This window comes from Variovorax sp. PvP013 (assembly GCF_050435945.1).
Classification (GTDB): domain Bacteria; phylum Pseudomonadota; class Gammaproteobacteria; order Burkholderiales; family Burkholderiaceae_C; genus Variovorax.
Map to the genome: position 1 here is coordinate 93,190 of NZ_JBNDLF010000008.1, position 12,688 is coordinate 105,877.

Here is a 12,688-nt window from a genome sequence, read left to right on the forward strand (position 1 = left end):
CCGGCAGGTCGACGCCATGATCGAACTCAAGCTGATCGGCATCGGCACCGGGAACGTCGAGCACCTGACGTTCCAGGCCGTCCGCGTGCTCCAGGACGCCGACCTGGTCCTGATCCCGCGCAAGGGCGCGGACAAGGCCGATTTGGCCGAGCTGCGCCGCACGATCTGCGCGACGCATGTCGGCGACGCCACCCGGCTGGTCGAGTTCGACCTGCCGGTGCGCGACGTCGGCGCGCCGCGCTATCTCGATGGCGTGCACGCGTGGCACGACGCCATCGCCGACGCGTGGGCCGAACGGATCGCCCTCCACCTGCCGCGCGGCGGCCGCGTCGCGCTGCTGGTGTGGGGCGACCCGTCCCTCTACGACTCCAGCCTGCGCATCGCGCAGCGCTTGCAGGAGGCCGGGCTGGCGTTGCGCATCGAGGTGATCCCGGGCCTGACCAGCGTCCAGCTGCTGACCGCCGCGCACGCGATCCCGCTCAACACCCTGGGCGCGCCGGTCCTGATCACGACCGGACGGCGGCTGAAGGCCGGCGGCTGGCCGCCCGGCCTGGACACGGTGGTGGTGCTGCTCGACGGCGACTGCGCCTTCCAGCACCTGCCCGATCGCGACGTGACCATCTACTGGGCGGCGTACCTCGGCATGCCGAACCAGTTGCTGATCGCCGGTCCGCTCGCCGACGCGGGGCCGCGCATCGTCCGGGCCCGCGCCGAGGCCCGCCGGGCGCACGGGTGGATCATGGACAGCTACCTGCTGCGGCGCGGCGGCGCGTCCGGCGAATCCGACGAGCGCGACGTCCTCGACCCCGCCCCTACGCGGTAGCGGCGGGCCCTCAGGCCGCGTCGCCGTCCACGCCGCGGGCTTCCAGGTACGCGGCGGTGTCGGCGGCGCCCATGCTGCGTGCCAGGTCCAGCGCGGACAGGCCTTCCGAGCTCTTCGCGTCCGCATCGACGCCGCGCACCAGCAGGATCTCCACGATCTCGCGCCGGTTGAACATGGCCGCGAACATCAGCGGCGTCTTGCCCCCGGGCGGCGCGAAATCCGCTCGGGCCCCGTGGGCCAGCAGCAGCTCGACGATGGGAACGTAACCCTTGAAGGCGGCTCCGCCGAGGGGCGTCTGCGCCATGTCGTTGAAGCGGTCGGGTTCGGCGCCGGCTGCCAGCAGGACCCGGGTCGCCTCGACCTGGCCGTGGTAGGCGGCGAGCATCAGCAGGGTGTCGCCCTTGTGGTTGCTCATGTTCGGCGGCAGGCCCTTGTCGAGCAGGCGCGCCAGCATCGGGGCGTCGCCCGTGCGCGCCAGCTGGAAGACCTCCTGCGCGAAGTCGATGAACCGCTGGTCCGGGGAAGCGGGGGAGGCGGAGGCGGAGGCGGGGGAGGGGGGCGTCGTGCTCGAGGGGTCCATCGTGTCGTCCAGGTCGCGGGATGCGACGGCGATCAGGATGCGGTCCCGCGCTTGGCGCGTCCGTCGAAGGACAGGATCGATCGCTGTGGGAAAAGAGCGCGAAGCGGCCGACCCGTCCGCGCGGCGAAGCGGGGCGGCGCCGACCGGCGTCGCCGTGGCGGGCCGGATCAGCCGAACTTGAAGGTGAACTCCTGGCGGCCGTCCCGGGTGCGGAGCCTGGCGGTCGCGGGATCGAGTTCCAGGGGCTGCAGGGTGGCCGCCAGGAAGAAGCGATCGCCGCCCGTCTGCACGACGGCGCCGCGCGCGGTCCGCGTCACGCGTCGGGTGCTCTCGACCAGGATGACGTGCGGGCGGCCGTCGAGGTCGACGGCGTCGAGCCGGTTGTGGATCGTCCGCGTCGCGCCGGGAAGGCCCGGCCGCGCGGAGGAGGAGCTGTCGCGGCCGGCCATCACACGGACCCCGGCAGCGTCTTCCCGGCGCGATCGGCCGGCCGCGTTCGCTGGGCCGCGGCCTTCTTCCTGCCGGCGCCGCCCACCAGCCGCACGTGCCGGCGCCGCCGCTCGCCCTGCCCGGCGAGGGGCGGGTCGCGCATCAGGTCGTCGCGGGTGACCACGGGACTGAACGCGGCGCCCGACGCGCCTTCCGGGGGCCTGCCGCCGCTCATGAAACGCTGCTCGACGTGTTCGCAGGACAGCGCGGCCAGCAGCACGGACAAAGCCACGCCCAGGCCGCCCAGGAGCGCGAAGCCCGCCGCCGGCAGTGCGGTGACGTCGAACAGGAAGCGGTGGCACAGGCCGAAGAGGACGAACAGCACCGTCATGTGCAGCAGGTAGAGGCTGTAGCTGATCGTGCCCAGGGCCGTCACGGCGCGCAGGGCCGGCCAGCGCGGTCCGAGCAGGCACAGCGACACGAACAGCACGGCGACGTGCAGGCCCTGCGCGACCTTGTGCGACGCCAGGCCCTCCCAGTTGAGCGCCATCGAGAGCGCCGCGCCCGCCGCCAGGAGCGCCAGGGGTGCGCGCAGCGCGCGGGCCGGCACCGCCCTGGGCAGCAGCGTCGCCGCCGCGCCGACGATGAAGTACAGCCAGATGCCCGCGCCCAGCACCGGCACCAGCAGGAGGGTGAAGAACAGCAGCGCCAACGGTCCGTTCATGTGCCCGGAGCGCCGCAGCGCGAACAGCAGCGGCAGCACCGCGTAGAAGCGCCACTCGATGGCCAGCGTCCAGTTCACGCCCAGCAGCCGGCCCATGTCGAAGCCCTCCACCGCCGGCAGGACGAAGATGCCGAAGGACATCATGTGCGGCAACGCCGCCAGGGCCGACCTCAGGTGGTCGAGGTCGGCATCGACCACCACGGCGCCGACGACCAGCGCCGCGAGCACGGCCAGGGCGTAGGCCGGCACCAGGCGCCGGATGCGGCGCACGAAGAAGTCGGTCCAGTCGACGTTGCGCGAGCCCAGGATCTTGCCGGCGAAGAGGAAGCCGGTGATGCAGAAGAACAGCTGGACGCCGACGACGCCCAGGTAGTTGGCCCAGCGCGTGGCCTCGGGGTCGATCGTCGGCGCGAGGTGCAGGTGGTTGGCGATGACCAGCGGGACGTGGTTCATCAGCACGAGCGCGGCGGCGAGTCCGCGCAGGCCGTCGATCCACGCGGTGGGAGGCGGGCTCCCGCTCGCCAGCGCGGGCCGCCAGCGCGCGACGAGGCCGGCGCTCGCCAGCGCGACGAGCAGGAAGCAGGCGGCCATCGCGGCCACCGTGGTGAGCGGAAAAAGGGTGTCGGTCACGGTCGTTCCACCTGGACTGGATCGAGGAAGGTGTCGAACGATGTCCCGGTGGCCGTCGCGGCACGCGGCGCCCGAGGTGGCGGCGTCGTGCGGTCGGAAACCGGCTCGTTCGAGGTTCGGGGTCGCCGCGGAAGCGCATGGACGCATGCCCGGTCAGCGTGCCGCGTGTCGCCGGCGAAGGCGCACGCGACCCGTGGACCGGCCCGACGGGTCGTCGGGTCAATCTCGAAGCAAGGGCGCGAAAGGCACCGGACGGATGCCGGTGCGATCGGTACGGCGGGTCGGTCGCGCGGGCGACCCGTGTCTCATGGAGGAGTGACCGAATGGAAGAAGCCGCGCGGCAGGTTCTTGCCCCGGCGGGTCGCCGGTGCGGAGCCTGGAGCGAAGCCACACGATGTCATGACATCATGTTACTCGGTTAGTACCAAAGTAGCTAGTTTTCGAGCAACTCGGAGGGACTTCGCCCCGACCGGCCGCCCGATCAAGCGGTGGACGTCGAGTCGGCGCACGCCACGCCGACGCCCTCGGGGTCGGCGAAGCGGATGTCGCGCGGGCGATCGATGCCGCGCGACCATCGGCCGAGCGCTTCCGCCGTCATGGGCCTGGCGTAGAAGTAGCCCTGCAGTTCGTCGCAATCCATCGCGGTCAGGACGTCGCGCTGCGCCGCGGTCTCGACGCCCTCGGCCACGACGCTCAGGTTGAGGGCGTGCGCTAGGTTGATGACGGCCTTGACGATGATGCGGGCGTCCGCGCTGGTCTCCAGGTCGCGCACGAAGGACTGGTCGATCTTCAACTGGCTGACCTGCAGCCGCCGCAGGTACGACAGGCTCGAATAGCCGGTGCCGAAGTCGTCGATCGAGAGCTTGACGCCGATGCGGCCGAGCCGCTCGAACAGTTCCAGGGTGTTGCCCGCGTCCTCCATGGCGGCGGATTCGGTGATCTCCAGGATCAGTTGCGACGGATCGAGGCGATGCTCGGCGAGCAGCTGCTCGACACGCTGCGCCAGGTCGGCCTGGCGCAACTGGTGCACCGACAGATTGACCGCCACCCGCATCGTCAGCCCCTCGTCGCGCCATCGCGCCATCTGCCGGCAGGCCTCCTGCAGCACCCACTGGCCCAAGGCATTGATGAGGCCGAAGCTCTCCGCGATGGGAATGAACACCCCCGGGCTGACCATGCCGCGCGCCACGTGGTGCCAGCGCGCGAGCGCCTCCACGCCGGTGATCACGTTGTCGTCGGAGCTCACCTTGGGCTGGTAGTGCAGCGTCAGCATGCCGGCTTCGATCGCCTGGCGCAGGTCGTTGCGCAATTCGATCCGCTCGTGCGCGCCGGCATTCATGTGCCGCGCGAAGAAGGCGAAGCGGTTGCCGCCCATGCGCTTGGCGGCATACATCGCCGCGTCGGCATTGGTCAGCCATTTGTCGCGCGGCCCGTCCGCCGGGAACATGGCGACGCCGATGGAGCAGGACAGGCGGACCTCGTGGTCGTGCTGGACGACCGGCTTCACCAGCGCGTCGATGATGCGCTGGGCCACCAGTGCGGCGGCCGTGGCGTCGGGGTTGCCTTCGAGCAGCAGCACGAACTCGTCGCCACCCACGCGCGCCACCGTGTCGGCCGCGCGCACCTGCAGGGCGAGCCGGCGCGCCATCTCGCGCAGGACGTCGTCGCCGAAGCCGTGTCCGAAGGAATCGTTCACGGGCTTGAAGCCGTCGAGATCGATGAACAGCAAGGCGAGCGAGGCATCGTCGCGCGTGCAGCGTTCCACCGCCGCGCTCATGCGGTCGTCGAACAGGAGCCGATTGGCCAGGCCCGTCAGCGGGTCCTTGAAGGCCAGCTGCTTGAGTTCGGCGTTGGCGTGCTGCAGCGACGCGGTGAGGACGGCCGCCTGGTCCTGCATGCGGGCGTCGATCGCCGAGGTGAAGCTCGTGATGGCCAACAGCACGATGGTGGCCCCGGCGACCAGCATGCCCAGGCTGTCGCCGCGCAGCTCGTCCACGCTCAGGCAGACCGACGGGTCGACGAAGCCCGCCGCGGCCATCCCCGTGTAGTGCATGCCGCAGACGGCGGCGCCCATCACCAGCGCCGCGGCCAGTTGCCCCCAGCGCGCGGCGCCGCCCTGCAGGCGCCGCAGGCCGAAGAAGATCAGGAGCGCGGCGGCGGCGGCGGCCACGGCGATGAAGGCCGACGCCGCCACCCAGCCCGCCGACCAGCGGATGCCCGGGGCCATGTCCATCGCCGCCATGCCGATGTAGTGCATGGTGCAGATCCCGGCGCCCATGGCCAGCGCCCCGCCGATCAGGCGCTTCCACGACAGGCGCGACCGGCTGGCGATGAACAGCGCGATGGCCGACACCGCCACGGCGGCGAACCAGGACAGGCCGGTCAGCGCATAGCCGAAGCCGACGGCGAACGGGAAGGCGGCGGCCTGCATGCCCACGAAATGCATCGACCAGATGCCGGTGCCCATGGCGGCCGACCCGCCGCCCCACCACACGCGGGCCAGCACGCGATCGGTCGTGCGCACCCGCTTGGCCAGGTCCAGTGCCACGTAGGAGGCGAAACTGGCGATTGCGAAGGACAGCCCGACGACCCAGAGGTTGTAGTCGATGTCGATCAACGGGCGCCTTCCGGATCGACGTGGATGGCGGGATGGCGCTGCGGAAGTTTCATTCGGGTCATGCGAGACGGAAGCCGGTGCGAAGGCCCGCGGAATCGCTCGTCACTGCGGTTCCCATTGCGCCTCTCACCGCGATTCGACGGCCCGGCCGGCGCGTGCCGACGGGGGAATTGCCAGGATGTCCCGACGGCCGACACCGACGGACATCGAGGCCGGAGACTCGGGAGGATCGGCATTCATTCTAGGATTCTCGGCGACTTAGGATGCGTCGGAAGGCCGTAATGACCGTCTTTTCATGAGCTCATCGAGACACCGACGACGTGTCTAACGCGACGGTATTCAACTGCGATTCCCCGACTCGGTTCGATGGCCGGTTCGACCTGTTGTCGGTGCCATCTGCGGCTCTTGTCCTACGGGAGCGGGAACGCCGTCGTCCAAGCTGAGGCACATCCATCCGGGGCTCCAGCATGTCCACGCCTCCCACATTGCCCGTCGTCGTCGTCGCGGGGTCCATCGAAGGCATCGACGCCCTGGTCCGGCTGATCAACGCCCTGCCGCAGCGATTTCCCGCCTTGGCCGTGGCGGTCGTGCACGGGCACGCCGACGAATCGCTCGACAGGCTGGTGCGCGTCCATTCGAAGCAGAGCGTCCATCTCACGCCGGTCCTGGCGACCGATGGCTGCCAGACGCTGCAGGGCCGCGTCTACCTCGCGCCCAGCGCCTGCGACCTGGTCTTCACGGCGCCGGGCGTCCTGGGCCTGACGCCGCGCCTGGAGGTCGCGATCACCCGCCAGTACTCCGCGGCCGACCAGCTCTTCGCGTCGGCGGCGCAGTTCTATGGCGAATACACCATCGGCGTGGTGCTCGGCGGGGGCGGTGACGACGGCACCAAGGGACTGAAGGCCATCACGCGGGCCGGTGGCAGCCGCGTCGTGCAGACGCCGGTCGAAACCCTGCATCCGGGCATGCCCACGCAGGCGCTGATCGGCGACCACGTGCAGCACACGGTCATGCTCGACCAGATGGGGCGGTTGCTGTCCCGCCTGGTCGAACAGGGAGGGTGATCCACCCGATCCCGCCGCCGTGCCTTGCTATGATTTCGCTATTCCATTTCAGAATAGCGAAAGCGAAGAACTCCCGATGAACGCTCCCTCCCGCTGGTTCGGCAAGGCCGCCCTGCTGACCGCCCTGTCGCTGGTCACCGTCGCGTCGCACGCGCAGGAGCTGATCGTCTCGGCCGCCGCGAGCCTGACCAACGCCTTCCAGTCGATCGGCCAGGCCTTCGAGAAGACGCGGCCCGGCGTCAAGGTCACCTTCAACTTCGCCGCCTCCGGTCCGCTCCTCGCCCAGATCCAGCAGGGCGCGCCGGTCGACGTCTTCGCCTCGGCCGACCAGGAGACGATGGACCGCGCAGCCAAGGCCAACCTGCTGGCCGAAGGCACGCGTGCCGACTTCGCCCGTAACACGCTCGTGCTGATCGTTCCCGCCACGGCGCCCACCGTGCCGCAGAAGCTCGCCGACCTGAACGGTGCGGCTTTCAAGAAGGTTTCGACCGGAACGCCAAGCTCCGTGCCGGTCGGCCGCTACACCATGGCCGCCGTGCAGGAGGCCGGTCTGACCGCCATGCTGGAGCCGAAGTGGATTTACGGTGAGAGCGTGCGCCAGGTGCTGAACTACGTCGCCCGGGGCGAGGTCGACGCCGGCTTCGTCTACCGCACCGACGCGCTCGTCGAGAAGGACAAGACGCGCATCGCCCTGACCGTGCCGACCGCCACGCCGGTGAGCTACCCCATCGCGCAGATCGGTACCAGCAAGAACGCCGCGCTCGGCAAGGACTTCGTCGCCTTCGTGCGCGGCGATGCCGGCCAGCGCATCCTCGAAGGCTTCGGCTTCTCCAGGCCCTGACCTCGACCGGACCCGCTTGCTTGCCCCGCTCTGGCTCACGCTGAAGATCGCGCTGCTTGCCACGGCGATGGCGGGAGCGGTCGGGATCGCCCTGGGCTGGTGGATGTCGCAGCGCCGCTTCGCCGGCCGGAACGTCGTCGATGCCGTGCTGATGCTGCCCATGGTGCTGCCGCCGACGGTGCTGGGCTACTACCTGATCGTGCTGATCGGCCGCAACGGGGTGTTCGGCCGCTACCTGGATCGCTGGTTCGGCATCAACCTGATGTTCACCTGGCAGGGCGCGGTGATCGCGGCGTCGCTGGTGTCGCTGCCATTGATCTACAAGGCCGCGCGCGCCGCCTTCGAGGACGTCGACGGCCGCTTCCTGCACGCCGCGCGCACGCTGGGCGCGGGCGAGTTCGAGGTCTTCGCGCGCATCGCCCTGCCGCTGGCCGTGCGCGGCATCGCCGCCGGGCTGATGCTCGCCTTCGCGCGTGCCATGGGCGAGTTCGGCGCCACGCTGATGATCGCGGGCAACCTGCCGGGCAAGACGCAGACGCTCTCCATCGCCATCTACGACGCGGTGCAGGCCGGCAACGACGCGCAGGCGCTGTGGCTGACGCTGGCGATCTCGGTGGTCTGCATCGTCGTGCTGGTGGTGTCGGGCCGGCTGCTGCAGGCCAAGCACTGAAGGCCTGGAGATGACGTCGCCCGTGCTCGACATCGACCTCCGCGCGACGCTCGCGTCGTCCGGCCGCAGCTTCGCGCTGGAGGCGCGCTTCACGTCGACGACGATGCGCACCGCGCTGATCGGCGCCTCGGGCTCGGGCAAGTCCACCGTGCTGATGGCGGTCGCCGGCCTGCTGCCGCAGGCGAGCGGCCATGCGCGCGTGGCGGGCCGGTCGCTGCTCGACACGGCCGCCGGCATCGACCTGCCCGCGCGCGAACGCCGCGTCGGCATCGTGTTCCAGGACTACGCGCTGTTCCCGCACCTGACGGTGGAGCAGAACCTCGCCTTCGGACTGTGCCGGCTCGGCCGGCGGCCGGACGAGGCGCAGCGCGCGCGCATCGACGCGCTCGTGGGGCAGTTCGACCTCGAGGCCCTGCGCGTCGCCCGGCCGGGCCAGCTCTCCGGCGGCCAGCGGCAGCGCGTGGCGCTGGCCCGCGCCCTGGCGCCGCGTCCCGGCCTGCTGCTGCTGGACGAGCCCCTGTCGGCGCTCGACGCCCCGCTGCGCGTGCGCCTGCGCGCCGAACTGGCGGAGATGCTCGACCGCGTCCGGGTGCCGACCCTGCTGGTCACGCACGACCCCAGCGACGTCCAGGCGCTGGCGCAGTCGGTGGTGCGGATCGAGGGGGGGCGGGTGGTGGGGACGTCGGTAACGGGCAGCGCGTCCTGAACCGCAATCCAGTCGTGCTTGGGTAGTCGTATCGACTGACACAGGATGGTGTGAAGGCGATCTGCATAAACCTTTTCTTTAGTTTCTGCCAGAGCCCCCGCCGCAGCGCATTCCCCAGTCTGTGAAGTTCTTGGCACTTGATCGAGGTAGTGCGAGTCGCCCTGCGTTCCAGACCTGCAAGTCAGTGATTTCTTACACACAATTTCCGCCGTCGGCGCGGAAGACATCGATGTCGTGAGTCACACCGGGAGCCGCGCACTGCTGCTCCAGGGAGGGGCGAATCGAATGTCATCGAGCCAACCGAGATCGCCCACCGCTCTGCTCGTGCCATGGTCCTCGTCGCGCGACGCGGGCGCGGCGTTCCTGGCGAGTTCCGCATCGAACCTGCTCCTGCTGATCCCGACCCTCGTCACGCTGCAGATCTACGACCGGGTGCTCGGCAGCCGGCGCGGCGAAACGCTCTTGATGCTGCTGGCCGCCGCGATGCTGTCGCTGGCAGCCTGGTGGATGGTCGAGACGGCGCGTTTGCGCTGGTATGCGGCGCGCGCCACCGGGCTGGAGCAGCGGATGGTCGTCGACCTGACGCCATTCCTGCTCGACGCGCCGGCATCCGCGATCGACACCCTGTCGCCGCAGACGTGGCGCGATCTGGCCGTCTGGCGCGCGTACCTCGGCGGCCCCGCGTCGATCGCGGTCGCCGACCTGCCGTGGACGCCGGTCTACCTGCTGGTGATCGCCGCCTTCCACCCACTGCTCGGTGGCGTGGCCCTGACGGGCATCCTGGGACTTGTCGCGCTGGCCTGGCTCACCGAGCAGCGTCTGGACGAGCCCGGCAAGGCGGCCGAACAGGCCCAGGGCCAGGCCCAACGCCATGCCGGCGAAATCGCGGCGTTCGCGGAAGTGATCAACGCCCACGGCCAGCAATCCCAGGTGGGCGGCGCCCTCGGCACCTTGATGGCGGATGCGGCACGCGCCCGGCTCGACGCCGAACTGCCCGGCCACAGCCTCAGGACCTGGGGCAAGCTCGTGCGGCAGGTGCTGCAGTTCGCCATGCTGGGCACCGGCGCCTGGCTGGTCCTGCAGGGTCAGGCGACGGGCGGGGTCATGATCGCCGGCAGCCTGTTGTTGGGCAAGGCGCTCATGCCGCTGGAGATCCTCATCGGTGGCTGGAAGCAGGGGCTGCAGGCCCGGCAGGCGGCGGGCCGGCTCTCGCGCTTGCTGACGGCGAAACGCCATGCCGACCGCTCCCGCCCCGAGACCGTGCTGCCCGCTCCCCGGGGGCACCTCCAGGCGACCCGCCTCGGCGTCCGGCTGGCGCCGGGCGAGGCGGCCCTCCTGCACGACCTGAGCTTCGAGCTGCCTGCCGGCGCCATGCTGGCAGTGATCGGCGACAGCGGCAGCGGCAAGAGCACGCTCGCGCGCGTCCTCGCGGGCATTCTGCTGCCCACCCACGGCGACGTCGTGCTCGACGGCGCGGCACTGCAACAGTACGGCGCCCAGGCGCGCGGCCAAGCCACCGGCTACCTGCCGCAGGAGGTGCTGCTGCACGGTGGCAGCATCGCCCACAACATCGCGCGGCTGTGGCAGTCGCCGGAGCCCCTGACCGAGGCGCAGAGCCGGGCGGTGGTGCAGGCGGCCCGGCGTGCCGGTGCCCACGACCTGATCACGGCCCTGCCACGCGGTTACGACACCCGCCTGGGCCGCGAGCCGGGCGCCGTGCCGCTGTCGGGTGGGCAGCGCCAGCGCATCGCCTTGGCCCGCGCGCTCTACGCCACGCCCGGCGCGGGCCTGGGGGCGCCGCGCCTGATCGTGCTCGACGAGCCCGACAGCCAGCTCGACGCCCAGGGCGACGCGGCGCTGGAACGCTGCCTGCACGGGCTGCGCGGGCTGGGCTCGACGGTCGTGGCCGTGACGCACCGCGCGCACCTGATCGCGCTGGCGAGCCACGTGCTGCTGCTGCGTGGGGGCACGGTGGAGCGCTTCGGGCCGCGCGACGAGGTCCGGCGCTGGATCGCGCAGCGCAACCAGGCGGCTCCGAAGGCCCGAGGCGAGCCGGCGAGCGCGCCTCGTCAGGAGGTCCAGGCATGACGACGGACATCGCGAGCCTCATGGCCAACGCTCCTGCGCCTGATCCATCCGCAGCCGCGTCCTCGCAGCCTGTGTCGTCCCCGTTGTCCCCGTTGTCCCCGTTGTCCCCGTCGTCTTCATCGGTCCCGTCGCCTTCTCCCTCGCCCCTCTGGCGACTCGAACAGCGCCGCGCCCTGCGCCTGGGCATCGCGGGCACCGTGCTCGGCGCCCTGGCCCTGAGCGCCTGGGCCGCGCTCGCGCCGCTGGCCGCCGCGGTGGTGGCCGAGGGCACCGTGAAGTCCCTGGGCAACCGCAAGACGGTGCTGCACGCCGAAGGCGGCATCGTCTCGGCCATCCACGTCAGGGACGGCGACCGTGTGACGCCGGGCCAGACCCTCGTCACGCTGGCCGACGCGCGCGTGGCCGCCAGCGCCCAGGCGCTGCGCGAGCAGGCCGCCGCCCACGCCCTCAAGGCCCAGCGGCTGCGGGCCGAGACCACCGGCGCGCCCTTCGTGCCGGAGTTGAAGTCCTTGGCCGAATTCACGTCAGACGACGACGTCGTCCACATCCGGAACCTGGCGAGCCGCGAGAAGGAGCTGTTCACCGCCCGGGCTCGCCAGCAGGCCGAGCAGAGTCACTGGCTGGCCGAGCAGCTTGACCAGACCCGCCGCGAGATCGCCACCCAGCAGGAGCTGATCGCCACCACCGGCGCGGCCCTGGAGCTGGCCCGGCGCGACCTGGCCGCCAACGAGAAGCTCAGGGCCGACGGCTTCGTCAGCGAGGCCCGGTTGAGCGAGCTGCAACGCGTCGTCGCCGACTACCGCGCCCGGACGCAGGCCACGCAGACCCAGCTCGCGCAGGCGCGCCAGCGCGAAGCCGACATCCGCCTGAAGCTGTCGGCCCAGCGCACCGAGTTCGCCCGCGCGGCGGCCGACGAGCTGAAGGACGTGACGGCCCGCCTGGCGCAGACCACCCAGGAACTGCGCCCGGCCAAGGACGCCCAGGCGCGTCAGCACATCGTCGCGCCGGTGGCCGGCGAGGTGGTGGACCTGCGGGTCCACACGGTGGGCGCTGCCATCGGCGCGCGCGAGCCGGTGCTGGAGATCGTGCCGGCGGACTCGGCCCTGGTGATCGAGGCTCGCATCGCGCCCGGCGACATCCGCGATGCCCAGCAGGCCCAGGCCCACGGCACGCCGGCGCACGTGATGCTCACGGCCTACCGCGCACGCGCCACGCCGCAGGTCGAAGGAACGCTGAGCTACGTGGGCGCCGACCGGTTGACCGACCCGCGAGGCCCCAACCCGGCCGCGCCCTATTACGTGGCGCAGATCACCGTGAGTCCACAGGCGCTGCAAGCCGCCAGCGAACTGGCCGGCCAGACCCTGACGCTTATCCCGGGGATGCAGGCCGAAGTGTTCATCACCACCGTCGAGCGCAGCGCGTGGCGCTATATGTTCGATCCGGTGATCGACGGGGTCCGGCGGAGTCTGAGGGAGCGGTGAGCGACTCGGATTTAAATGGATCAAATCAAGTTCAA

General features: G+C 71.1%; 11 protein-coding genes. 7 read left to right on the plus strand and 4 right to left on the minus strand.

The genetic code is table 11. The features are described 5' to 3' along the window. Window positions 1-16 precede the first annotated feature (16 nt). Complete coding sequence (cobF, locus tag ABID77_RS18315; RefSeq protein WP_429598812.1) at window positions 17-823, plus strand: precorrin-6A synthase (deacetylating); 807 nt, start codon at window positions 17-19, stop codon at window positions 821-823. 10 nt (window positions 824-833) lie between these two features. Here the strand turns inward: cobF and ABID77_RS18320 are convergent, their stop codons facing one another. The 4 genes from ABID77_RS18320 to ABID77_RS18335 form a co-directional block, all read right to left on the minus strand. Next, window positions 834-1,403, minus strand: coding sequence for an ankyrin repeat domain-containing protein (locus ABID77_RS18320; RefSeq protein ID WP_429598815.1), 570 nt, complete (start codon window positions 1,401-1,403; stop codon window positions 834-836). A 167-nt stretch (window positions 1,404-1,570) separates the two neighbouring features. Then, on the minus strand, window positions 1,571-1,852 hold the full coding sequence (locus tag ABID77_RS18325) for a hypothetical protein (protein ID WP_429598817.1): 282 nt from the start codon (window positions 1,850-1,852) through the stop codon (window positions 1,571-1,573). Beyond that, window positions 1,852-3,186 (minus strand): acyltransferase family protein, encoded by a 1,335-nt coding sequence (locus tag ABID77_RS18330; RefSeq protein WP_429598820.1) that lies wholly within the window; start codon window positions 3,184-3,186, stop codon window positions 1,852-1,854. Before ABID77_RS18330 ends, ABID77_RS18325 begins: the two co-directional genes overlap by 1 nt. Window positions 3,187-3,667: 481 nt before the next feature. Next, window positions 3,668-5,803 carry a putative bifunctional diguanylate cyclase/phosphodiesterase gene (locus ABID77_RS18335; RefSeq protein ID WP_429598824.1) on the minus strand — a complete coding sequence of 712 codons (2,136 nt, stop codon included), beginning with the start codon at window positions 5,801-5,803 and terminating at the stop codon, window positions 3,668-3,670. 467 nt (window positions 5,804-6,270) lie between these two features. Between ABID77_RS18335 and ABID77_RS18340 the strand changes: the two genes are divergently transcribed. From ABID77_RS18340 to ABID77_RS18365, 6 genes are all read left to right on the plus strand, one after another. Then, window positions 6,271-6,867, plus strand: coding sequence for a chemotaxis protein CheB (locus tag ABID77_RS18340; protein ID WP_429598826.1), 597 nt, complete (start codon window positions 6,271-6,273; stop codon window positions 6,865-6,867). Window positions 6,868-6,943: 76 nt separating this feature from the next. Continuing rightward, window positions 6,944-7,708 (plus strand): molybdate ABC transporter substrate-binding protein, encoded by a 765-nt coding sequence (gene modA, locus ABID77_RS18345; RefSeq protein WP_429598828.1) that lies wholly within the window; start codon window positions 6,944-6,946, stop codon window positions 7,706-7,708. Between the two features lie 16 nt (window positions 7,709-7,724). Then, window positions 7,725-8,378 carry a molybdate ABC transporter permease subunit gene (modB, locus tag ABID77_RS18350; RefSeq protein ID WP_429598831.1) on the plus strand — a complete coding sequence of 218 codons (654 nt, stop codon included), beginning with the start codon at window positions 7,725-7,727 and terminating at the stop codon, window positions 8,376-8,378. 10 nt (window positions 8,379-8,388) lie between these two features. Further along, window positions 8,389-9,084: an ABC transporter ATP-binding protein gene (locus ABID77_RS18355; RefSeq protein ID WP_429598834.1), complete on the plus strand. Its 696-nt coding sequence runs from the start codon at window positions 8,389-8,391 to the stop codon at window positions 9,082-9,084. A gap of 324 nt (window positions 9,085-9,408) precedes the next feature. Then, a complete protein-coding gene (locus ABID77_RS18360; protein WP_429598836.1) occupies window positions 9,409-11,172 on the plus strand; it encodes a type I secretion system permease/ATPase in 1,764 nt (587 codons plus the stop codon). 92 nt (window positions 11,173-11,264) lie between these two features. After that, the gene (locus ABID77_RS18365) at window positions 11,265-12,653 is read left to right on the plus strand and encodes an HlyD family type I secretion periplasmic adaptor subunit (RefSeq protein WP_429598839.1); all 1,389 of its coding nucleotides are present in this window, start codon (window positions 11,265-11,267) and stop codon (window positions 12,651-12,653) included. Window positions 12,654-12,688: the final 35 nt, after the last annotated feature.

Coding starts and splice junctions, on each gene's coding strand:
- cobF (WP_429598812.1), top strand. CDS start 17: ATGATCGAACTCAAGCTGATCGGCATCGGCACCGGGAACGTCGAGCAC.
- ABID77_RS18340 (WP_429598826.1), top strand. CDS start 6,271: ATGTCCACGCCTCCCACATTGCCCGTCGTCGTCGTCGCGGGGTCCATC.
- ABID77_RS18325 (WP_429598817.1), bottom strand. CDS start 1,852: ATGGCCGGCCGCGACAGCTCCTCCTCCGCGCGGCCGGGCCTTCCCGGC.
- ABID77_RS18355 (WP_429598834.1), top strand. CDS start 8,389: ATGACGTCGCCCGTGCTCGACATCGACCTCCGCGCGACGCTCGCGTCG.
- modA (WP_429598828.1), top strand. CDS start 6,944: ATGAACGCTCCCTCCCGCTGGTTCGGCAAGGCCGCCCTGCTGACCGCC.
- ABID77_RS18320 (WP_429598815.1), bottom strand. CDS start 1,403: ATGGACCCCTCGAGCACGACGCCCCCCTCCCCCGCCTCCGCCTCCGCC.